Raw genomic sequence first — 22,725 nt, 5'->3', positions numbered from 1 at the left:
CACGGCGGCTGCGGCGGTCAACCCGGAGCCTGCGGTTTGACCGCAACGCAAAGGTCGATCGAGCCGTAACATTCTGTCAGAAAAGGTCTATTGCCGTGATCCGCCCACAGGCGCGGCTTGCAATCCCGGGTGCTTTGCATAAATTGACATGACACCAGCATATCGCAAACCCGGCGTATTGCCCGCGGGGTCGCCTGTCGGGGCATTGGCGTGATGTGTCGGTGTATCCTTGCTGCTGAACCACCCTCACCCCGCCTGCGGCCGTTCGGGCCGTTTTGACCATTGCCCGCGAAAGGATTTGCCGGTTGCCCCATGACACGCCGCTGATTGCCACCATCGTTGCCGGTCTTGGCCTTGCCTTCATCTTCGGTCTGGTGGCGCAGCGGCTGCGCCTGCCGATGCTGGCCGGCTATCTGCTGGCGGGTGTGGTGATCGGGCCGTTCACGCCCGGCTATGTGGCGGACCAGAAGCTGGCCAATGAACTGGCCGAGCTTGGCGTGATCCTGCTGATGTTCGGGGTGGGGTTGCATTTTTCGGTGCGCGACCTGCTGGCGGTGCGTGCGCTGGCCATTCCGGGGGCCATCGTGCAGACGGTGCTGGCCACTGTGGCGGGTGGCGCGGTGGGGCTGGCGATGGGCTGGGGCTGGGGGGCAAGCCTGATCTTCGGCCTGTCGCTGTCGGTCGCCTCGACCGTGGTGCTGCTGCGCGCCTTGCAGGACCGCGCGCTGGTAGAAACCGAACGCGGCCGCATTGCCGTGGGCTGGCTGATCGTCGAGGATCTGGTGATGGTGGTGGCGCTGGTGCTGATACCGCCGCTGGCAGGCCTGCTGGGCGGGCGCGACGTGCCGCTGGAGGAGGGGGCCGCACAGGTGCAGGCCCTGGGCTTTGGCCCCGTGGCGGCCACCCTGCTGCTGACGGCGCTGAAAGTTTCGGCCTTTGTGGCGCTGATGCTGGTGGTGGGGCGCAAGCTGATCCCCGCCGCGCTGCATTACACGGCGCATACCGGATCGCGCGAATTGTTCCGGCTGGGGGTATTGGCCATTGCGCTGGGGGTGGCCTATGGGTCGTCGGCCATGTTTGGCGTGTCTTTCGCGCTGGGGGCATTCTTCGCCGGGATGGTGATGGCGGGGTCCACCCTCAGCCAGCAGGCGATGCGCGAGACGCTGCCGCTGCGCGATGCCTTTGCGGTGCTGTTCTTTGTGTCGGTCGGCATGCTGTTCAACCCGGCGGTGCTGATTGCGGCACCGCTGGCGCTGCTGGGCACGGTGGCGGTGATCGTGGGGGTCAAGGCGGTCGTGGCCTATGCGCTGGTGCGGGCCTTTGGCCGAGACCGGGGCATGGCGCTGACCATCGCGGCCAGTCTGGCGCAGATCGGCGAGTTTTCGTTCATCCTGATCGTGATGGGTGTCAGCCTGGGCATCGTGCCGGGCGAGACGCGCGATCTGGTGGTGGCGGGGGCGCTGGTGTCGATCCTGGTGAACCCGCTGCTGTTTGCCGGGCTGGACCGCTGGCAGGCGCGGCAACTGGTGCCGAAAAACACCGCCACCGCGCCCGATGAAACCCGCGTGGCCTGAGGGTTGGCCTTGCGCTGCCTGTTCGTCGCTGTCAGCCGCCCGGACAGGCGACCTTGACGCTGCCCGGCAAAACCTGCGGCGAACGGTTAAAGCCCGGCCTCGGCAGCAATTTCGGCGCGGCTTTTGCGGGCGCGTTCGGTGGCCGATTTCAGCTGCCCGCAGGCCGCCATGATATCTTCGCCGCGCGGGGTGCGGATCGGGCTGGCATAGCCCGCGTTGTGGATGATGTCGGCAAAGGCATGGATGCGGTTGCCCGACGACCGTTTGTAAGGCGCACCCGGCCATTCGTTGAACGGGATCAGGTTGATCTTGGCAGGGATGCCCCTGATCAATTCGACCAGACGGTGCGCATCCTCGTTGCTGTCATTCACGCCCGCCAGCATCACATATTCAAAGGTGATGCGTTCCGAATTGGTCAGGCGCGGGTAATCGCGCAAGGCATCCAGCAGGGTGGCGATGTTCCATTTCTTGTTGATCGGCACCAGCACGTCGCGCACGGCATCTGTGGTGGCATGGAAGCTGACAGCCAGCAGACACCCGATCTCCTGCGCCGTGCGCGCGATTTCCGGCACCACGCCGGATGTGGAAAGCGTGATGCGGCGGCGGCCCAGCGCGATGCCCTCGCCATCCATCACGATCTTCATCGCGTCGCGCACATTGTCGAAATTGTAAAGCGGTTCGCCCATGCCCATCAGCACGACGTTGGAGATCAGCCGCGTTTCATCCTTGGGCGCGCCCTGCACAGGCCATTCGCCCAGATCGTCGCGCGCCAGCATCACCTGCCCCACGATTTCCGCCGCTGTCAGGTTGCGCACCAGTTTCTGCGTGCCGGTGTGGCAGAACGAACAGGTCAGCGTGCAGCCCACCTGAGACGAGATGCACAAGGTGCCGCGATCGGTTTCGGGGATATAGACCACCTCCACCTCATGCCCGCCGGCGATGCGCACCAGATATTTGCGCGTGCCGTCGCTGCTGATCTGGCGGGTAACGACCTGCGGCAGGTCAATGGTGAAATGCTGCGCCAGAAAGGCGCGGTAATCCTTGGCCAGATTGGTCATCTGGGCAAAGTCGCGCTTGCCCCAGTGATAGACCCATTGCCACAACTGCCCGACCCGCATTTTTGCCTGCCGTTCCGGCGTGCCCTTTTCCACCAGCGCCGCCAGCAACTGATCGCGCGTCAGGCCCACGATGTTCGTCAACCCGCCTTCGGGCAGCTTGCGCGGCAGGGTCAGCACGTCCTGGGTGATGGGGGTATTGGCGGTCATCGGGGTGGTCCTTTGGTCGGCGAAGCAAGGCATATAGGGCATTCCAGCGCAAAACGGAACGCCTGCAATGCAAAACGCCCCGGCAACGCACCGGGGCGGGCAGAAAGGTGACAGTGACGCCCCGGATGGGCCGGCCCGCCTACTGGCAGCGCGCCTCGGCATCCGTCATCGCGGCGGTAAAGCCCTGCAACGAGAATGTATCCCGTGTCTGTGTGCCGCGCGCCGAACGGGCGGTCAACACAGCGGACGACCCGCGTTTCATCGCCGTCAACAGCGCGCTATCCTCGCTGTCATTCGCCGTCCAGGCCCATTCGCCCTCGGTGAACAGCTCGAAACTGCTGGAGTCGATGGTGATGTTCACCGTCGATCCGGGGGCAAAGGGATAGCCGCCGGTAAAGGACACCTGGCCGTTGGCACCGGCCCCCGGCACGAAGGTGACGAACAGCAAGATGTCGCTGCGCTGCACCGAGACCGGCTGACCGTCGCGGGTGTTCACGGTTTCCTTGGGGGTCGAGACGCCCCAGCATTCGGTCGCCTGAGCCGCGCCCGCAGGTTCGGTAAACACGCTCCAGTCGGTTCTGGTGGCGACTACGTTGGTCGATTCCTGTGCCATGGTGCCGGTGGCCGCAATGGCCCCGGTCAGTGCGATCATCGCCGTTGCGAAAACGCGCCCTTTCAGGGTTGTCATGTCGTTTAGCCTCCGATGCCTCTGCCCGTCCCCGCCGCTTGCTGTTCCAGCTTTTCCTGTGGCGCGGGCCTTTTCAACTCGATACTACCTCTTAACGCAAAAGCGCCCTGCGGCGAAAGCCCCATGGGCAGAAAATCGCGCATCTGTGAGGGGGGACGACGATGACAGCACCGGTTCCGATGGTCGAATTGTGGCGCGGCGGGCTGCTGGAAAGCACCCATACAGGCCATGCGGTGATCTGTGATGCAGGGGGCGGCATCGTCGAGGCATGGGGCGACCCTGCGGCGGTGATCTTTCCCCGCTCGTCCTGCAAGATGCTGCAAGCGCTGCCCCTGCTGGAAAGTGGTGCCGCCGATGCGGCGGGGCTGACCCAGGCGCAACTGGCGCTGGCCTGTGCCAGCCATCAGGGGGCCGCGATCCACACCCATGCGGTAACAGACTGGCTGGCCGCATTGGGCATGGGCGAGGCTGACCTGCGCTGCGGCAGCCATGTGCCCGCCGATACCGATGAGCGTGACCGCCTGATCCTGGCGCATGAAGCCCCCTGCCAGATTCACAACAATTGTTCGGGCAAGCATTCGGGTTTCCTGACGCTTGCGCGGCACCTGAAGGCCGGGCCGGAATATGTGGAGCTTGACCACCCCGTGCAGCGCGCCGTGAAGGATGCGTTCGAGGAGGTGACGGCCGAGACCAGCCCCGGCCATGGCATCGACGGCTGTTCAGCCCCGAATTTCGCCACTTCGGTGCATGGTCTTGCGCGGTCGATGGCGTTCTTTGCCGCCGCCGAGGATGCGGGCGATGCGCGGAGCCGCGCGGCCTACAGGCTGACCCGGGCGATGGCGGCCTTCCCAGAAATGGTGGCGGGCGAAGGACGCGCCTGCACCGAGTTGATGCGCGCGATGGATCACCGCGTGGCGATCAAGACCGGGGCCGAGGCGGTGTTCGTGGCGATCATCCCCGCACGGAAGATGGGCATTGCGCTGAAGATCACCGATGGCGGCACCCGCGCGTCAGAGGCGGCGATCTGCGCGCTGCTGGTGCGGCTGGGCGTGCTGGATGCCGCACATCCGGCCACTCAAAAGCGGCTGAACACCGTGCAGCGCAACTGGCGCGGGTTCGAGACCGGCATCCTGCACACCGCGCCGGGGTTCTGCTGAACCGCAATTGCCGGGCCAGCGTCCGGGGTGCGGCTGCACCGGCGCTTGCCCCAGTCTGACGCAGGCCACCTGAAAGTGAAACTCCGGGCGAGTCACGGGCGGCGCGCGCAAAGCCGCCCCTTGCCGGACGCAGCACTGAAACGGGTTGTGGCGGGTGCCGCCTCTCGGGTCGCCCATCCCGTCCCAAAGACGGCCGTCAGCGCGGCAAGTCCCCCCTGCCCCCGGTCAGACAACCTCGCCCGCGTCCAGCCGGGCCAGCACCTTTTCCGCATCGGCCAGCACCTGTGCGCGGCGGCTTTCCTCCATCCGGTTCCAGCCCGCATAGATCGCGCCCATGCGGGGATTGGCGGCAAACCTGTCGCGGTGCCGGTGCAGGAAATGCCAATACAGCAGGTTGAACGGGCAGGCATCCGGGCCGGTCTTGTCCTTCACCTTGTAGGCGCAGGTGCCGCAGTAATCCGACATCCGGTCGATATAGGCACCGGATGACACATAGGGTTTTGACGCCACCACCCCGCCATCGGCAAACTGGCTCATCCCGATGGTGTTTGGCGCCTCGACCCATTCGAAAGCGTCGATATAGACCGCCAGATACCATGCATGCACCTCGGCCGGGTCCACCCCCGCCAGCAGCGCGAAATTGCCGGTGATCATCAGCCGCTGGATGTGATGGGCATAGGCGTGGTCGCGGGTCTGCGCCACGGCATGCCGCATGCAGGCCATCCGGGTCTTTCCCCCCCAGTAGAGGGCGGGCAGCGCACGGTCATGGCGCAAAAGGTTGCGGGCAGTATACTCCGGCCCCTCGTGAAAATAGATGCCGCGGATGTATTCGCGCCAGCCAAGGATCTGGCGGATGAAGCCTTCGGCGGCGTTGATCGGCACGTGGCCCGCCTGCCACGCCGCCTCGGCGGCCCGGCACACCTCCAGCGGCCCCAGAAGACCGATGTTCAGATAGGGCGACAGCAGCGAATGCGACAATGCCCAGTCATGCCGCAGCATCGCATCCTGCTCATCCCCGAAGCGCGGCAGGGCGTGGCTGATGAAATGCGCCAGCGCCTGCAAGGCCCCCGCGCGGTCGGTGGCCCAGCCAAAGGGGCGCAACTGGCCGAAATGCCCGGCAAAGCGCGCCTCCACCAGCGCCAGCACATCCTCTGTCACCGCATCCGGGGCAAAGCGCGGCGGCTGCTGGCGGAACAGGTCGGGCTTGGCGGGTTTGCGGTTGTCATGGTCATAGTTCCACTGGCCGCCGGCGGGCTGGTCGCCCTCCATCAACAGCCCGGTCTTGCGGCGCATGTCGCGGTAGAAATACTCCATCCGCAATTGCTTGCGCCCCGTGGCCCAGGTGGTGAAATCAGCGGTGGAGCACAGGAACCGGTCATCCTCCAGCAATGTCACGGCCAGCGGCAGCGCCTCCAGCGCCGCGATCAGCCGCCACTCGCCGGGGCGGGTGGCGATGACCCGGCCCGCGCCATGCTCGGCCGCCCGGCGCAGCAACTCACCCGTGATGCTGCCGCTGCTGGCGGGGTCATCCAGCCGCGTGTAGGCCACACGCCAGCCCTGCCCTTCCAGCACCGCCGCAAATGTCCGCATCGCCGCCAGCACCAGCGCGATTTTCTGCGGGTGATGCGGCACATAGCCGGTCTCGGCCGCCACCTCGGCCATCACCACCACATCGCGCACCGGATCGGCTGCCCGCAGCGCCGCCAACCCCTCGGTCAGCTGGTCGCCCAGAACAAGCACCAGCCGCGTCACCACGGCACCCCTGCGCCGCTCCAGTCGAAAAACCCGCCGCTGTCCGCAGGGTGCAGCCCGCCCAGCACCGCCAACAGATTGGCGGCAGCGGTGGCGGGGGCCACCGTGGGGTGCCCGGCCTGATAGGCGGCGGTAAACCGCGTGGCTACCGTGCCCGGATGCAGCGCCACCAGCACGGCCTTCGGATGGCTGCGCGCCACCTCGATCGCCGCCGTATGCACCAACTGGTTCAGCGCCGCCTTGGCCGCACGATAGCCATACCAGCCACCCAAGGCATTGTCGCCGATCGAGCCCACCCGTGCCGACAAAACCGCGCAATGCGCCACCCTGTCACGCGGCAACAGCCGCAGCGCATGTTTCAGCACCAGCGCGGGCCCGATGGCATTGACGGCAAACTGCGCCGCCAGTGCCGCGGCATCCAGCGCCTTCAGCGTCTTTTCAGGCCCCCGCCCGGCAATCTCCAGCGCGCCCGTGGCCACGAACACGGTATCGAACACGCCCTCCTGCCCGCCCAGCACCCGCGCGATGCTGGCCTCACTGGTCACGTCCAGACCGTCACCCGACCGCGACAGGCCCACCACCTGATCCCCCCGCGCCACCAGCGCCGTCACCAGCGCAGCACCGATCCCGCCCGACGCCCCGATCACCAAAGCGCGCCCCGCCTCACCCGCCATACCCGTTCTCCCTTGCCTGCCCAGCACTTAGGCCCGCAACAGCCATGGCCAATGCCGCAAAGTGTTATTTTGCATGGCGCTGCGGCCAGCCTTCCTGCGCCTCATGGGGCGGCGGCGGGACCGCCCCCACATTTTCTGCCTCCAAATATCCCCGCCGGAGGCCTCCGCCTCGGGCGTTTGCCGGCCTCCGGCAGCGATGTTTCCGCCAGGATGAAACCCACACCGCCAAACCGCACCGCCCTTGCCGCAATCCGTGGCAACGCCGCGCGAGGGCCCTCGATGGGGCCGAGCGCGGCACCCCCGCCACCCGTGATTTTCCCGCTTTCCTTTTGGTCAAACCGCCGTATGATCCGGATCATGACACGGGAACGCCATATCGCCATTGCCACCGGGCCGCTGGGCCTGCCGCACCCCCGTGCGATCCTCCTTCTTACCCGCCTCTGAGCGTGCCCTTGGGCGCGACCGCTCGGAGGTGATCAGCGCCCAAAACGACCGCTGAGATCAGGAAGAAGAGAGATTCGCCATGACCGACCCGAAACAGACGCAAGACCGCGTTGTGATATTCGACACCACCCTGCGCGACGGTGAACAATCGCCCGGCGCCACCATGACCCACCATGAAAAGCTGGAAATCGCCGCCCTGCTGGACGAGATGGGCGTGGACATCATCGAGGCGGGCTTTCCCATCGCCTCGGAAGGCGATTTCGAGGCGGTGTCGGCGATTGCGAAACAGGCGCAGAACGCGGTGATCTGCGGGCTGGCCCGCGCCAATTTCAAGGACATCGACCGCTGCTGGGAGGCTGTGCGCCACGCCCGCCGCCCGCGCATCCACACGTTCATCGGCACCTCGCCCCTGCACCGCGCCATCCCCAATCTGGACATGGACCAGATGGCGAGCCGGATTCACGACACCGTCACCCATGCGCGCAACCTGTGCGACAACGTGCAATGGTCGCCGATGGATGCCACCCGCACCGAACATGATTACCTGTGCCGCGTGGTTGAAATCGCGATCAAGGCCGGGGCCACCACCATCAACATCCCCGATACCGTGGGCTACACCGCGCCGCGCGAATCCGCCGCGCTGATCGCCATGTTGCTGGAACGGGTGCCGGGGGCCGACAGCGTCATCTTCGCCACCCATTGCCACAACGATCTGGGCATGGCCACGGCCAACTCTCTGGCCGCCGTGGAAGCCGGCGCGCGGCAGATCGAATGCACGATCAACGGGTTGGGCGAACGCGCGGGCAACACTGCGCTGGAAGAAGTGGTGATGGCGCTGAAGGTCAGGAATGACATCATGCCCTACCGCACCGGCATCGACACCACCAAGATCATGAACATCAGCCGCAAGGTCGCAACAGTCAGCGGCTTTCCGGTTCAGTTCAACAAGGCCATCGTCGGCAAGAACGCGTTTGCGCATGAATCCGGCATCCATCAGGACGGCATGCTGAAAAACGCCGAAACATTCGAGATCATGCGCCCTACCGATGTGGGCCTGTCGGAATCCTCGCTGCCCCTGGGCAAGCATTCGGGCCGGGCGGCGCTGCGGGCGAAACTGCGCGATCTGGGCTATGACATGGCCGAAAACCAGCTGAACGACACCTTCGTGCGGTTCAAGGCGCTGGCCGACCGCAAGAAAGAGGTGTTCGACGACGATCTGGTGGCGCTGGTGCAGGACAGCACGACCAGCGCCGAACATGACACGTTGCAGGTGAAACGCCTGCGCGTGGTCTGCGGCACCGAAGGCCCGCAGACGGCGGAACTGACACTGACCATCGAAGGCGTGGACCACGCGATCGAGGCCACGGGCGACGGGCCGGTCGATGCCAGCTTCAAGGCGGTGAACAGCCTGTTCAGCCATGCGGCCCGCTTGCAGATTTATCAGGTGCATGCCGTGACCGAAGGCACCGATGCGCAGGCCACGGTTTCGGTGCGGCTGGAAGAAGATGGCAAGATCGCCACCGGCCAGTCGGCCGATACAGACACCGTGGTGGCATCGGTCAAGGCCTATGTGAACGCGCTGAACAAGCTGATTCTGCGCCGCAAGAAAACCGCGCCGGACCATGATGTAAAGTCGGTGCATTACAAGGATGCGTCCTGAAATCGGGCTGCCCGTGCCGGGAATCGCACGGATTTCCGGCACAGGCGGCACTAATTTAGGGCTAGCACTCTTTCAACAATTCCGCGGTCAGCCAAGGCTCTGGTGCCGCCTGCCTTGTGTTTTTCAAACATTCCGGCGATTTGTGGCAGGCCAATCCGGCCGCCCAGAACCCGCCCTTTCTGCGCCGCAGGCGGCATGGCGCGCATGGCTTTGGGCAAGGCTCTTTCCCTTCCCTGTCACGCTACCTATAAGAAGGCGCCCGCCTCACGGCAGAGTCGCGGGCGCATATCTGTTTGCGCTAGCTTAGGATCACCTCAGGATGTCGGTACTTTCAGGCCTTTTCTCGTCAGATATGGCGATCGACCTCGGCACGGCAAATACGCTTGTCTATGTGCGGGGCAAAGGCATTGTCCTGAACGAACCCTCGGTGGTGGCCTATCATGTGAAGGACGGCAAGAAACAGGTTCTGGCCGTGGGCGAGGATGCCAAGCTGATGCTGGGCCGCACACCGGGCAGCATCGAGGCGATCCGCCCGATGCGCGACGGCGTGATTGCCGACTTTGATACGGCGGAGGAAATGATCAAGCATTTCATCCGCAAGGTGCACAAGCGCACGACATTTTCCAAACCCAAGATCATCGTCTGCGTGCCCTATGGCGCGACCCCGGTGGAAAAGCGCGCGATCCGGCAATCGGTTCTGTCGGCCGGCGCGCGCCGCGCCGGTCTGATTGCCGAGCCTATTGCGGCGGCCATCGGCGCGGGCATGCCGATCACCGACCCCACCGGCAACATGGTGGTGGATATCGGCGGCGGCACGACCGAGGTGGCGGTGCTGTCGCTGGGTGACATCGTTTACGCCCGCTCGGTGCGGGTGGGCGGCGACCGGATGGATGAGGCGATCATCAGCTATCTGCGCCGTCACCAGAACCTGCTGATTGGCGAATCCACCGCCGAACGCATCAAGACCAGCATCGGCACGGCGCGCATGCCCGATGACGGGCGCGGGTCCAGCATGATGATCCGGGGGCGCGATCTGCTGAACGGCGTGCCGAAGGAAACCGAGATAAATCAGGCGCAGGTGGCCGAGGCCCTGGCCGAACCCGTGCAGCAGATCTGCGACGCGGTGATGCAGGCGCTGGAGGCGACGCCGCCCGATCTGGCGGCCGACATTGTGGACCGTGGCGTGATGCTGACCGGCGGTGGTGCGCTGCTGGGCGATCTGGATCTGGCGCTGCGCGAGCAGACCGGCCTCTCGATCTCGGTCGCCAACGAGTCACTGAATTGTGTTGCCTTGGGCACCGGCAAGGCGCTGGAATATGAAAAGCAACTGCGTCATGTGATCGACTACGATAGCTGACGCTGAGCGCCCGAGACGAGGCCGCCCGTGCCGAAAGACCGCAACGGACCAGAAGAATTCACCCGCCCCCTGCGCCGCATTCTTGTGGGCGGGTTGGTGTTGCTGTTGCTGGCGGTGTTCCTGATCTGGCGCATCGACAGCCCGCGGGTGGAACGCTTCCGCGCCGCGCTGATCGACCGGCTGGTGCCGAACATGGAATGGGCCCTGCTGCCGGTGACCAAGGCTGCGGGCATGATCGACGATTTCCAGTCCTACACCCGGATTTACGAGCAGAATCAGGAACTGCGGCGCGAGTTGCAGCAGATGAAGGCGTGGAAAGAAGCGGCCCTGCAACTGGAGCAGAAGAACGCTCGGCTGCTGGACCTCAACCAGGTGCGGCTGGACCCCAAGCTGACGCATGTGACCGGCGTGGTGCTGGCTGATTCCGGCTCCCCCTTCCGCCAGTCGGTGCTGCTGAATGTGGGCGCGCGCGACGGCATCCGCGACGGCTGGGCCACGATGGATGGCATCGGGCTGGTGGGGCGGATTTCCGGCGTGGGGCAGACCACGGCGCGGGTGATCCTGCTGACTGACAGCAACAGCCGCATCCCGGTGATCGTGCAGCCCTCAGGGCAGAAGGCGCTGCTGTCGGGTGACAATTCCGCCGCCCCGCCGCTGGAGTTTCTGGAAAAGCCGGATCTCGTGCGCCCCGGCGACCGTGTGGTGACATCGGGCGACGGTGGGGTGTTCCCGGCCGATCTGCTGGTGGGCCAGGTGGCGCAGGGCACTGACAGGCGGCTGCGCGTGCTGTTGTCGGCGGATTATGACCGGCTGGAATTCCTGCGCGTGCTGCGCAGCCACGAGCTTGCCCCGATCACCGATCCGGGGTCGTTGGTGGCCCCGCCGCTGCCCCCCGCCCCTGCGGCCGAGGAGGCCGCCGCCGCGGAAAACGCCGATGGCTGAGCCGCTGCAGGCCCGCGTCTGGCTGTTCCGCACCGCCTTTGTCGGGCTGGCGCTGGGGCTGTTTTTCGTGCGGGTGCTGCCCTTGGGCACTGAGGCCGGGCGCTGGCCGGGGCCTGACCTGCTGTTGTGCCTGATCCTGGCCTGGGTCACGCGGCGGCCCGATTATCTGCCTGCGCTGCTGATCGCCCTGGTGGTGCTGGCCGAGGATCTGCTGCTGATGCGGCCGCCGGGGCTGTGGGCGGCGCTGGTGCTGCTGGCATCGGAATTCCTGCGCAGCCGGGCGGCGCTGACGCGCGAGCTGAGCTTTGTGGTGGAATGGGCGCTGATCTCGGGGCTGATGGTGGCGTTGCTGTTGGGTTATCGGCTGATCTTTGCGCTGGCCTTCCTGCCGCAGACGGGGTTCGGCTTTGCGATGGTGCAGACGCTGGCCTCGATCTTGTGCTATCCACTGGTGGTGGGCCTGTCGTGGCTGGCGCTGAACCTGCGCAAACCCGCGATGGGCGAAGTTGACGCATACGGGAGACGGATGTGAGACGCTCAGCCCGCGATACCGAGGATTCGGCCCGCATCATCACCCGCCGCGCGCTGTTCATGGGCGGCTCGATGGCGGCTGTGGTGGCCGTGCTGGGTGCGCGCATGCGCTACATGCAGGTCGATCAGGCCGACCAGTTCCGCATGCTGGCCGAACGCAACCGCGTCAGCATAAGGCTGATCCCGCCCGCGCGCGGCCAGATTTTCGACCGCAACGGCAAGCTGATCGCCGGGAACGAGCAGAACTACCGCGTCGTGATCACGCGCGAGGATGCGGGCGATGTGAACGAGGTGCTGCATCGGCTGGCCGGGGTGATACCCCTGACGCCCGACGACATTGAGCGCACCCTGGCCGAGGTGAAACGCCGCAGCCCCTTCGTGCCGATCATCGTGGCCGACCGGCTGCAATGGGATGACCTGTCGAAAGTGGCGCTGAACACGCCCAGCCTGCCGGGTGTCACGCCCGAGGTGGGGCTGTCGCGCACCTATCCGCTGGATACCGATTTCGCGCATGTGGTGGGCTATGTGGGCCCGGTGTCGGAATCCGATCTGGCCAAGCTGGAGGATCCCGACCCGCTGCTGCAAATCCCGAAATTCCAGATCGGCAAGATCGGTGTGGAAACCTGGATGGAGGCGTCGCTGCGCGGCAAGGCCGGCAACACCCGGATCGAGGTGAATGCCGTGGGCCGCGTGATGCGCGAGCTGGAGCGGATCGAAGGCGATGCGGGCCAGGACATCCGCCTGACCATCGACGCCGATGTGCAGAATTTCATGCAGGCCCGGCTGGGCCAGGAAAGCGCCGCCGCCGTGGCAATGGATGTGCAGAACGGCGACATCCTGGCCATCGTTTCGGCCCCGTCCTTTGACCCCAACCTGTTCGTGCGTGGCATTTCCTACAAGGATTACGAGGCGCTGACCGGCAACGACCACCGTCCGCTGGCCAACAAGGCGGTGCAGGGTGCCTACCCGCCCGGATCGACCTTCAAGATGGTGACGGCGCTGGCGGCGCTGGAGGCGGGCGTGATCACCCCCGAAACCACCGTCAGCTGCCCCGGGCATTACGAGATGGGCGGGCGGCGCTTCCATTGCTGGAAACGCGGCGGGCATGGCGGCGTTTCGCTGGAACGGTCTTTGGCCGAAAGCTGCGACGTGTATTACTACGACATCGCGCAGCGTGTGGGCATCGACAAGATTGCCGAGATGGGCCGCAGGCTGGGCCTTGGCATGCGCCACGATCTGCCGATGTCGGCCATCACCGAAGGCGTGATGCCCGACAAGGCCTGGAAGCAGGAGCGCTACAGCCAGGACTGGCGCATCGGCGACACGATCAACGCCTCGATCGGGCAGGGCTATGTGCTGACCTCGCCCCTGCAACTGGCGGTGATGACGGCGCGCGTCGCCTCGGGGCGGGCGGTGGTGCCGCGTCTGGTGCGCAGCATCGGCGGCGAAGAGCTTGCCGTGCCCGATGCGCCGCCGCTGGGGCTGGACGCGGCGCAGTTGCGTGCGGTGCGCGGCGGCATGTTCGCCGTCATCAACAGCCAGCGCGGCACCGGCTATTCCACCCGCATCGCCGATGACACGCTGGTGATGGCGGGCAAGTCGGGCACCAGCCAGGTGCGAAACATTTCCGCCGCCGAACGCGCGCGGGGTGTGATCTCGAACGAGGATCTGCCGTGGGAACGCCGCGACCATGCACTGTTCGTGGGCTATGCCCCCTATGACAATCCGCGCGTCGCGGTGTCGGTGGTGGTGGAACATGGCGGCGGCGGGTCATCGGTGGCGGGCCCCATCGTGCGCGACATTCTGCTGCGGGCACTGACGGGTGGCATGCCGCCCTTGACCGCCTATCCCACCAACCAGCGCAACAGGATCGAGACGCAGCTGAAGGAGCTGAAGTTGCGCCAGCCCTCCCCCGATACCGACACGAAATCGCGGGCTTAGGTGGCGGCATGAGCTTTCTGGAATACCGGGTCAAGACCGCGCCCACCGGCCTGCGCAAGGTGCTGCATGTCAACTGGGCGCTGGTGCTGTTGCTGACGGCCGTGGCGTCGGTCGGCTGGCTGATGCTGTATTCCGTGGCGGGCGGCACGCTGGAAACCTGGGCCGAACCGCAGATGAAAAGGTTCCTTCTGGGGCTGGCGGTGATGCTGTTCATCGCCTTTGTGCCTATCTGGTTCTGGCGCAATATGGCAGGGCTGGCCTATATCGTGTCGGTCCTGCTGCTGGTGGCGGTGGATGTGGTGGGCGACATAGGCATGGGCGCGCAGCGCTGGCTGGATCTGGGCTTCATCCGGCTGCAACCCTCGGAACTGGCCAAGGTGACGCTGGTGATGATGCTGGCGGCCTATTACGACTGGCTGGATGTCAGGAAAACCTCGCGCCCGCTGTGGGTGCTGATCCCGGTGCTGATCATTCTGGTGCCCGTGGCGCTGGTCATGGTGCAGCCCGATCTGGGCACGTCGCTGCTGCTGCTGGGCGGGGGCGCGGTGGTGATGTTCTGCGCCGGGGTGCATTGGCTGTATTTCGCGGTGGTGATCGGGGCCGGGGTGGGGCTGGTGGCCGCCGTGCTGACCAGCCGGGGCACGCCCTGGCAATTGCTGCGCGACTACCAGTATCGGCGCATCGACACCTTCCTTGACCCGTCATCCGATCCGCTGGGCGCGGGCTATCACATCAGCCAGGCCAAGATCGCGCTGGGGTCGGGCGGCTGGACCGGGCGGGGCTACATGCAGGGCACGCAAAGCCGGCTGAACTTTCTGCCCGAAAAGCACACCGATTTCATCTTTACCACGCTGGCCGAGGAATTCGGCTTTGTCGGCGCATTCTCGCTGCTGGTGCTTTACGCGCTGATCATCGCCTTCTGCATCGTGTCGGCCGTGCAGAACAAGGACCGTTTCGCATCACTGGTCACGCTGGGCATTGCCGCCACGTTCTTTTTCCTGTTTGCGGTGAACATGCTGATGGTGATGGGTCTGGCCCCGGTTGTTGGCGTGCCGCTGCCGCTGGTGTCGTATGGCGGGTCGGCCATGCTGGTGCTGATGGCGGCCTTTGGCATCGTGCAAAGCGCGCATGTGCACCGGTTGCGCTAGGGGCTGATGTGCGCCTCCGGCGGGGATATTTTGATCTGGGAATACGCGGGGTGTCGGGATGCCGGTGAATGTGTTCTTTGCGGCGGGGCCCGAGCATTGGCCGGATTACCGCATCCCGCTGCAAAACGCGCTGGCGGCGACCGGGGTCGATGCGGTGCTGGCCGACCGGGCGGAAGACCCGGCGGCAGTGGATTACATTGTGTATTCGCCCGGCGGCATCATTGCCGATTTCACCCCCTTCACCCGTTGCAAGGCGGTGCTGAACCTGTGGGCGGGGGTGGAAAAGATCGTGGGCAATGCCACGCTGACTCAGCCCCTGTGCCGGATGGTGGACCCGGCGATGACCGAAAGCATGGTGGAATGGGTGGTGGGCCATGCGCTGCGGCATCATCTGGGCATGGACCGCGATATCCGCAGCCCCGCCCCGCACTGGGATCAGATCAGCCCGCCCATCGCGCGGGAACGGCCCGTGGCGATGCTGGGCATGGGCGCGCTGGGGCAGGCCTGCGCGCAGGCGCTGGCGGCGCTGAACTTTCCGGTGACGGGGTGGAGCCGCACGGCCAAGGAAGTGCCCGGCATCCCCTGCCTGCATGGCGAGGCGGGGCTGGAGGCGGTGTTGCGGCAGGCGCAGATTGTCGTGACGCTGCTGCCAAGGACGGCCGAGACGGAAAACCTGCTGGATGCGCGGCGGCTGGGCTGGCTGCCCCGGGGGGCGTTCATCATCAACCCCGGGCGCGGGCCGCTGATTGACGATGACGCGCTGCTGGCGGCGCTGGATGCGGGCCAGATCGCCCATGCCACGCTGGATGTGTTCCGGGTGGAACCCCTGCCGCCGGATCACTCGTTCTGGGCGCATTCCGGCGTCACCGTTACGCCACATGTCGCGGCCAGCACCAAACCCGTGACGGCGGCAGGCGTGGTGGCCGAGAACATCCGCCGGGCCGAGGCGGGCGAGCCGCTGCTGTATCTGGTGGACCGCGCGCGGGGGTATTGAACCCGCACCGGCGATGTCGCCCGTCAGGGCGGAAGAGCGGCCCGTTGCGCCACCCCGCGCGTCGGGAACGGAACAGACCGCCCCCTGCCCCGCCGCGAGACTGCCCGGAAAATGCAGGCCGGGCGAAGTGCCCTGCCGGTCATAACCCAAGGGGCGGCGATGCGTTACGGGACGGGTGTGGTGCTGGTGGTGCTGGCGGCGGTGCTGTGGTCAGGCATGGGGCTGGCCATCCGGCAGGTGGATCAGGCGGGCACCTGGGCGGTGCTGTTCTGGCGGTCAGTCGGCATGGTGCCGGTGTTGCTGGCCTTCATCGCATGGCGGTCAGGCGGGCGCACGCTGGAAAGGCTGCGCCGCGTGGGCGTGGCGGGCGCGATCGGCGGGTTGGCGCTGGTATTTGCCTTTGCCGGGGCGATCTTTGCCATTCAGGCCACCACGATCGCCAATGCCGTCTTTCTGTTCGCGGCCTCGCCTTTCCTGGCCGCGATCCTGGGGTGGATCCTGCTGCGCGAGCCTGTGCGCCGCGCGACGTGGCTGGCCATGGCCGTGGGCGGCATCGGCATGTTCCTGATGGTGCGTGACGGGTTGGCGATGGGGGCTGCGGCGGGCAATCTGGCGGCCCTGCTGTCGGCATTGGGTTTTGCCGCCTTCACCGTCACGCTGCGCTGGGGGCGGCTGGAGGACATGATGCCTGCCGTCGTGCTGGGAGGTGTGTTTTCCATGGTAGCGGCGGCGCTGGTGCTGGGCGTGCAGGGCAGCGCGCTGCTGGTGCCCTTGCCGGACATCCTGCTGTCGCTGGCCATGGGCGCGGTGTTGCTGGCCACCGGCATGATACTTTTCACGCTGGGCAGCCGGGTCGTGCCCGCCGCCGAACTGGCGCTGCTGGCCACGGTCGAGGCGTTTCTGGCCCCGCTGTGGGTCTGGCTTGCGCTGGACGAGACCGCCTCGTCCGCCACATTGCTGGGCGGGGCGGTGCTGATGGCGGCGCTGGCGGGCAATGCGCTGTCGGGCATGCGGCGCAAGCCGCTGGCCCCGCCGATGACCTGACCCGCTAGGCCGCTTTCACCCGCTCGCGCAGGATGCGGCGCAGGATTTTGCCCGAAGCGGATTTCGGGATGGCATCAATCACGTCGATGCGCTGCGGGCGTTTGTAGCTGGACAGCCTGTCCGCCACATGGGCGCGGATCGCGTCAAGATCTGGCACGGTGCCCGGCGCGGGCACGATGAAGGCCATCGGCACTTCGCCCGCCTCGTCATCGGGAAGGCCGATCACGGCGGCATCGGCAATGGCGGGGTGGCTTTGCAGCACGGCCTCCACCTCGGCCGGGGCCACCTGAAAGCCCTTGTATTTGATCAGCTCTTTCAGGCGGTCACGGATGAACAGGAACCCGTCGGCGTCAAACATCGCCACATCGCCGGTATGCAGCCAGCCGTCGGCATCAATGGTGCGGGCGGTCGCCTCGGGGTTGTTCAGATAGCCCTTCATCACCTGCGGGCCACGGATGCACAATTCGCCCTCCTGCCCCGCAGGCAGGGGCGCGCCTGTTTCAATGTCCAGAATCCGGCATTCGGTGTTGGGCACCGTCAGCCCCACCGCCCCCGACCGCGCGTTGCGGGCCGAGGTGAAATGCGACACCGGGCTCATCTCGGTCATGCCGTATCCCTGCACCGCGACGCAGTTCAGCCGCGCGCCACAGGCATCGGCCAGTTCCGACCCCAGCGGGGCGGCGGCAGACACCACCACCTCCAGCGACGACAGGTCGAACTGGTCGATCAGCGGGTGTTTGGCCAGCGCCATCGCCACCGGCGGCACGGCAAAGATCTGGCGCACGCGGTGGGTCTGCACATGGCCCAGCAGGGCGGGCAGGTCGAAACGCGGCATCGTCACCAGCGTGGCCCCGCCGGTCAGGAACAGGTTCATCATCACATTCATGCCGTAGATGTGGAAGAACGGCAGAAAGGCCACCGTCACCTCGCCCTCGCGCACCTCGATCAGCGCCATCGACTGATCGACATTCACCGTCAGATTGCGCTGGCTCAGCATCACGCCCTTTGGCAGGCCGGTGGTGCCGCTGGAATAGGGCAGCACGACGATGTGGCCATCCAGATCCACCGGAACCTGATCGGCCAGCGGCTCGCCCATGAATGCGTCCAGCGGCGTCGCCCCTGCGGCATGTCCGATCACGGCAATCTGCCTGACGGCGGTTCCCGCGACGGCCAAGGTGGCGATCGGCAGAAAATCCGGGATGGTAATCAGCAGCTCGGCGCGGGAATCGTTCAACTGGTGGCGCAGTTCATGCTCGGTATAGGTCGGGTTGATGGTGGTGATCGTGCCACCCGCCCAGGCGACGCCATGAAAGACGGTGCAGTATTCCGGCATGTTCGGGGCCATCAGCGCCACCACATGCCCGGCCCCGTAGCCCGCCGCCGTCAGCCCGCCTGCCATGCGGCGGATGCCCTCCATCAGCGCAGCGCCGGTCAGGCTGCGGCCCGATGGCCCGTCGATCAGCACCACGCGGTCGGGCCGGGCGTTGAGACCCTGAAACAGGCGTTCGGTGATCGTCACATCGGGCACGGCAATGGCCGGCAGCGGGCTGGTGAAAATGGTCATCGGATGGTCCTCCCTCTGTGCAAGGCTAGCACTGCGGGCGGGGTCTGTATGCAGCCCCGCCGTTGCGTCACCCTGCGACTTTGGCATCAGGCGGTTCAGCGCGCCAGCGCCAGCAGCCCCGGCACATCCAGATGCGTTTCCAGATGTGCGGCCAGACGGTCCAGCACCGCCTCGACGCCCGCGCCATAGGCCAGACCCGCGGGCGCGGCCCCCAGCGCGGCCAGAAAGGCCGTGCGAAAGGCATCGCCCGCGAACATGCCATGCAGATAGCTGCCCATCACCCGCCCGCCCGGCGACATGGCCCCTTCGGGCTGGCCCGCGACATGGGCAAAGGGCCGGGCGCAATCGGGCCCCGCGCTGCGCCCGATGTGAATCTCGTAACCCTGCATCGGCTGGCCGGTGGCGGCATGGACAGCCGACACCCGGCTCAGCCGCTTGTCGGGGCTCATCACCGTCTCCACGTCCAGCAGGCCCAGCCCCGCCGTTTCCCCCGCCGGGCCTTCGATGCCCTGGGGGTCGCCCACCACGCAGCCCAGCATCTGATATCCGCCGCAGATGCCCAGCACATGCCCGCCGCGCCGCACATGCGCCGCCAGATCAACATCCCAGCCCTGCGCGCGCAGATAGGCCAGGTCGGCGCGGGTGGATTTGGTGCCGGGCAGAATGACCAGATCGGTATCGCCCGGGATCGGCTGCCCCGCATGCAGCATGGTCAGCGCCACGCCCGGTTCCTGCGCCAAAGGATCAAGGTCATCGAAATTCGCAATCCGCGACAGCACCGGCACGGCGATCCGAAAGGCGCCCGTGCCACCACCGCGCGGCAGATCCAGCGCATCTTCGGCGGGCAATTTTGCCGCATCGGCAAAGTAGGGCACCACGCCAAGGCCGTGCCATCCGGTTCGGTCAGCGATCAGCCGATAGCCATCGTCGAACAGCCGCACATCGCCCCGGAACTTGTTGATGATGAAGCCCGCGATCATCGCGGCATCGCTTGGGTCCAGCACCGCCAGCGTGCCCACCATCTGCGCGATCACCCCGCCCCGGTCGATATCGCCCACCAACACCACAGGCACGCCGCCCGCCCGGGCAAAGCCCATGTTGGCGATGTCGCCGCTGCGCAGGTTCACCTCGGCCGGGCTGCCCGCCCCTTCGACGATCACCAGATCATGCGCCGCCTTGAGCCTGTGAAAGCTGTCCAGCACCGGGGCCATCAGCGCGGGTTTCAGCGCCGCATAGTCGCGCGCCTTTACCGTGGCCACCCGGCGGCCCTGCACGATAACCTGCGACCCCACCTCGGATTCCGGCTTCAGCAGCACCGGGTTCATGTCGGTGTGCGGATCAAGGCCCGAGGCCAGCGCCTGCAAGGCCTGCGCGCGGCCGATCTCGCCCCCGTCCGCCGTGACGGCGGCATTGTTCGACATGTTCTGCGGTTTGAACGGCGCGACCGACAGCCCGCGCAGCCGGGCCGCCCGGCACAGCCCCGCCACCAGCAGCGATTTGCCGACGTTCGATCCCGCGCCCTGAATCATGATCGCCCGCATAAAAGCCCCCAGCCCGCGCCGCCCCCCGGGGTGATAGGCCCCATGCCGCGCGCTGTCCACCGCCTGCCGCCGCGCGCCGGTTGCCTAACGCCCTGCCGCAGCCTATGCCTGCTGCACCCGCCACAGCAAAGGAAGCTGCCAATGCCCACCCAAGGCCAGCATCGTGCCTGACGCCACCCCGCTGGCGGATCTGGGCTTTGACGCCCACTTTGCCGATCAGGTGACGGGCGACGAGGCGCACCTGCGCCCCGCCCGCATCGCCACCGTGCACCGCGCCCGCATGTCGGCGCTGACTACCGCCGGATCGGTGCGCGTCACCTTGCCCGCCCATGCCACCACCGGCGATTTCGCTGTGGGCGACTGGGTGTTGCTGGAGCCTGACAGCCACCGCCTGCACCGCCGCCTTGACCGGCACACCCTGCTGGAGCGACACACCGAAGGCGCGCGCCAGCCGCAGCTTATCGCCGCCAATGTCGATACGCTGTTCATCGTCACCTCCTGCAATGCCGATTTCAACCCGGCGCGGCTGGAGCGTTATCTGGCGCTGGCGAATGAGGCGGGCTGCGACCCGGTCATCGTGCTGACCAAGGCCGACACGGTGGCGGATGCCAGCAGCTATATCGCGCAGGCCGGGGTGTTGCAGCGGGGGCTGGTGGCGGTGACGGTGAATGCGAAATCGCCCGATGCCGGGGCGGCACTGGCCCGCTGGTGCGGTGCCGGGCAGACCGTGGCGCTGGTGGGTTCATCCGGCGTGGGCAAATCCACGCTGCTGAACACGCTGGCGGGCGATGCGCTGGCGGTGCCGCAGGAAACCGGCGCGATCCGCGAGGATGACGCCAAGGGGCGGCACACCACCACCGCGCGATCCCTGCACCCCATCGCGGGCGGCGGCTGGGTGATCGACACGCCCGGCATGCGGACGCTGCACATGAGCGAGGCGGCCTTCGGCATCGACACATTGTTCGCCGAGATCACCGAACTGGCCCCCCTCTGCCGCTTCCGCGACTGCACCCATGCCCATGAACCCGGCTGCGCCGTGCAGGCGGCGGTGGCGGCAGGCACGCTGGATGCTGGCAGGCTGGACCGCTGGCGCAAGCTGGGGGATGAAAACCGCGACAACACGCCGGTGCTGACGGGTCCGCGGGGCAACCGGGTGGTGGTGCCGAAGAAGAGGCGGTGAGGGTGGGCGGTGCCTTTAGGTTTGGCTGGCGGCTTAGCGGACAAACGAAGCAGACGGTCAATCAGGTTTCCGTTTTTTCTACTGTGGACGGCAGCAACCTACTATCCTAATGACCCTCAAGGGGTGAAGTAGAAAACCTCACGCGCAATCTTGAATCTTAGCTTTTGTTTCAACCTTGACAGATCGGACGGTGCATCAATCTTGTGGATCATGCGATGGCAGGTGGGACAAAGTACCATGAAGTCATCTGGAACCCGATAACGACTTGTTTCGCCCTCAGCAAGGCCGTGCAATGGGGCTGCATGATGTACATCCAGAGGTGTTTCATAAACTGGACCGGTGAAACCATAGTCTCGTTTCGGGTCAAGCCCACAGCATTCACAGATCGGAGGTTTTGTCTTTAATACGTCTTTTCGCACCTTTGGCGAGCGTTCAATACGGCGAGAAAGAATGTAGCGTCGTGTCTCATTGATATCTTTTCCGTTTGCCTCTTCCTGCATCACTTCGCTTGGTATAGTTCCGCCGCGATTGACCAGCGCTTCGTAGGCGAGCAGCATTTGGTTTAAGTCAGCCACGAGCACGTCCTCGGTGAGCATGCCAGCTTTGTAGGTACTTCCAAAAGCATGCCCAGCCTCATAACCAGCCGGAAGTCCAGCTTCGGAACCGAGTTCAATTGGATCTTCAGAAAAATGCTTCGCAAACTCATGTACGCGATCCGCCATGTCACGCGCTCTACGCTTCAGAACGTCGCGACCACGGACCGGTCCGAAATCATTGTATATGGCCGTAGTTCCTTGGTTCATCGACAGCGTGATGGTTTGCGCGTCAGGATTAATCAAGTAGACAATGTAAAAGCCCTTTGTCGCGGTCTCGGTTACGAGAGGATCAAAGAATGCGAGCCAAGGAACCGACGCCCATACACCCTGCCCGACGCTTGCCTTAACCTTCAGATCAAAGGGGCTGAACGTCAGAAGCTTCTTTGCCTCTATAGCTATGTCGTGCCTGACAAATTCACCAAATTTCGAACCTGTAAATGGCTTTGCACGTTCATAAGTGTATTCGGTGGCGAGGCGGGAAAGTTGGTCGGAAAGCATAGTTGAGCTACCCTTTGTGCGCTAGTAACCATACAAAGCTTCATGGTCCGCGCAAGCTTCTTCGAATGTTAACGGGTTTTGCTCTCTTGGTCCTTTGACGGTTCCCTCAGACAGTCGGCTTTGGGCTTAGGCTGTGTGGAAACTCCTGCACCAACCGCCACCAGCGATGTGAGGG

General features: G+C 65.7%; 18 protein-coding genes. 11 read left to right on the top strand and 7 right to left on the bottom strand.

Annotated features, from left to right (window positions below; all coding sequences use genetic code 11):
* The first annotated feature begins 305 nt into the window (after positions 1 to 305).
* Positions 306 to 1,574: a cation:proton antiporter domain-containing protein gene (locus tag GEU84_RS20060; RefSeq protein ID WP_152828699.1), complete on the top strand. Its 1,269-nt coding sequence runs from the start codon at positions 306 to 308 to the stop codon at positions 1,572 to 1,574.
* 86 nt (positions 1,575 to 1,660) lie between these two features.
* Here the strand turns inward: GEU84_RS20060 and rlmN are convergent, their stop codons facing one another.
* Together rlmN and GEU84_RS20050 are read right to left on the bottom strand one after the other, a co-directional pair.
* On the bottom strand, positions 1,661 to 2,839 hold the full coding sequence (gene rlmN, locus GEU84_RS20055) for a dual-specificity RNA methyltransferase RlmN (protein ID WP_152828700.1): 1,179 nt from the start codon (positions 2,837 to 2,839) through the stop codon (positions 1,661 to 1,663).
* A 139-nt stretch (positions 2,840 to 2,978) separates the two neighbouring features.
* Positions 2,979 to 3,527 carry an invasion associated locus B family protein gene (locus GEU84_RS20050; RefSeq protein WP_152828701.1) on the bottom strand — a complete coding sequence of 183 codons (549 nt, stop codon included), beginning with the start codon at positions 3,525 to 3,527 and terminating at the stop codon, positions 2,979 to 2,981.
* A 161-nt stretch (positions 3,528 to 3,688) separates the two neighbouring features.
* Between GEU84_RS20050 and GEU84_RS20045 the strand changes: the two genes are divergently transcribed.
* Positions 3,689 to 4,684 carry an asparaginase gene (locus tag GEU84_RS20045; protein WP_152828702.1) on the top strand — a complete coding sequence of 332 codons (996 nt, stop codon included), beginning with the start codon at positions 3,689 to 3,691 and terminating at the stop codon, positions 4,682 to 4,684.
* Positions 4,685 to 4,909: 225 nt separating this feature from the next.
* On the opposite strand, the gene GEU84_RS20040 is transcribed toward GEU84_RS20045, so the two are convergent.
* Both GEU84_RS20040 and GEU84_RS20035 read right to left on the bottom strand, forming a co-directional pair.
* A complete protein-coding gene (locus GEU84_RS20040; protein WP_174540079.1) occupies positions 4,910 to 6,436 on the bottom strand; it encodes a cryptochrome/photolyase family protein in 1,527 nt (508 codons plus the stop codon).
* The gene (locus GEU84_RS20035; protein ID WP_152828703.1) at positions 6,433 to 7,110 is read right to left on the bottom strand and encodes an SDR family NAD(P)-dependent oxidoreductase; all 678 of its coding nucleotides are present in this window, start codon (positions 7,108 to 7,110) and stop codon (positions 6,433 to 6,435) included. The genes GEU84_RS20040 and GEU84_RS20035 overlap by 4 nt, the downstream gene beginning before the upstream one ends.
* 523 nt (positions 7,111 to 7,633) lie before the next feature.
* On the opposite strand from GEU84_RS20035, the gene GEU84_RS20030 reads away from it, so the two are divergent.
* The 8 genes from GEU84_RS20030 to GEU84_RS19995 all read left to right on the top strand — a co-directional run bounded on the left by GEU84_RS20030 (position 7,634) and on the right by GEU84_RS19995 (position 17,171).
* Positions 7,634 to 9,214 (top strand): 2-isopropylmalate synthase, encoded by a 1,581-nt coding sequence (locus GEU84_RS20030; protein ID WP_152828704.1) that lies wholly within the window; start codon positions 7,634 to 7,636, stop codon positions 9,212 to 9,214.
* A gap of 319 nt (positions 9,215 to 9,533) precedes the next feature.
* Positions 9,534 to 10,571 (top strand): rod shape-determining protein, encoded by a 1,038-nt coding sequence (locus GEU84_RS20025; RefSeq protein ID WP_152828705.1) that lies wholly within the window; start codon positions 9,534 to 9,536, stop codon positions 10,569 to 10,571.
* A gap of 27 nt (positions 10,572 to 10,598) precedes the next feature.
* A complete protein-coding gene (gene mreC / locus GEU84_RS20020) occupies positions 10,599 to 11,513 on the top strand; it encodes a rod shape-determining protein MreC (protein ID WP_174540078.1) in 915 nt (304 codons plus the stop codon).
* On the top strand, positions 11,506 to 12,045 hold the full coding sequence (locus GEU84_RS20015; protein ID WP_152828706.1) for a rod shape-determining protein MreD: 540 nt from the start codon (positions 11,506 to 11,508) through the stop codon (positions 12,043 to 12,045). Before mreC ends, GEU84_RS20015 begins: the two co-directional genes overlap by 8 nt.
* Positions 12,042 to 13,985, top strand: coding sequence for a penicillin-binding protein 2 (gene mrdA / locus GEU84_RS20010; protein WP_174540077.1), 1,944 nt, complete (start codon positions 12,042 to 12,044; stop codon positions 13,983 to 13,985). The genes GEU84_RS20015 and mrdA overlap by 4 nt, the downstream gene beginning before the upstream one ends.
* An 8-nt stretch (positions 13,986 to 13,993) precedes the next feature.
* The gene (rodA, locus tag GEU84_RS20005) at positions 13,994 to 15,133 is read left to right on the top strand and encodes a rod shape-determining protein RodA (RefSeq protein ID WP_152828707.1); all 1,140 of its coding nucleotides are present in this window, start codon (positions 13,994 to 13,996) and stop codon (positions 15,131 to 15,133) included.
* A gap of 58 nt (positions 15,134 to 15,191) precedes the next feature.
* Positions 15,192 to 16,127: a 2-hydroxyacid dehydrogenase gene (locus GEU84_RS20000; RefSeq protein WP_152828708.1), complete on the top strand. Its 936-nt coding sequence runs from the start codon at positions 15,192 to 15,194 to the stop codon at positions 16,125 to 16,127.
* 159 nt (positions 16,128 to 16,286) lie between these two features.
* Positions 16,287 to 17,171, top strand: coding sequence for a DMT family transporter (locus tag GEU84_RS19995; protein ID WP_152828709.1), 885 nt, complete (start codon positions 16,287 to 16,289; stop codon positions 17,169 to 17,171).
* Positions 17,172 to 17,175: 4 nt separating this feature from the next.
* Here the strand turns inward: GEU84_RS19995 and GEU84_RS19990 are convergent, their stop codons facing one another.
* Together GEU84_RS19990 and GEU84_RS19985 are read right to left on the bottom strand one after the other, a co-directional pair.
* The gene (locus GEU84_RS19990; protein WP_152828710.1) at positions 17,176 to 18,735 is read right to left on the bottom strand and encodes an AMP-binding protein; all 1,560 of its coding nucleotides are present in this window, start codon (positions 18,733 to 18,735) and stop codon (positions 17,176 to 17,178) included.
* Positions 18,736 to 18,830: 95 nt separating this feature from the next.
* On the bottom strand, positions 18,831 to 20,276 hold the full coding sequence (locus GEU84_RS19985) for a cobyric acid synthase (protein ID WP_152828711.1): 1,446 nt from the start codon (positions 20,274 to 20,276) through the stop codon (positions 18,831 to 18,833).
* Between the two features lie 163 nt (positions 20,277 to 20,439).
* Here GEU84_RS19985 and rsgA point away from each other — a divergent pair, with 163 nt between their 5' ends.
* Positions 20,440 to 21,456 (top strand): ribosome small subunit-dependent GTPase A, encoded by a 1,017-nt coding sequence (rsgA, locus tag GEU84_RS19980; RefSeq protein ID WP_338144847.1) that lies wholly within the window; start codon positions 20,440 to 20,442, stop codon positions 21,454 to 21,456.
* A gap of 116 nt (positions 21,457 to 21,572) precedes the next feature.
* On the opposite strand, the gene GEU84_RS19975 is transcribed toward rsgA, so the two are convergent.
* Positions 21,573 to 22,550, bottom strand: coding sequence for an MrcB family domain-containing protein (locus tag GEU84_RS19975; RefSeq protein ID WP_152828712.1), 978 nt, complete (start codon positions 22,548 to 22,550; stop codon positions 21,573 to 21,575).
* Between the last annotated feature and the right edge of the window lie 175 nt (positions 22,551 to 22,725).

The sequence above is a fragment of the Fertoeibacter niger genome (assembly GCF_009380135.2).
In the GTDB taxonomy this organism is placed as follows: Bacteria; Pseudomonadota; Alphaproteobacteria; order Rhodobacterales; family Rhodobacteraceae; genus Fertoeibacter; species Fertoeibacter niger.
Note: the sequence above shows the minus strand (reverse complement) of the source record. Positions and strands in the feature narration are given on the sequence as shown.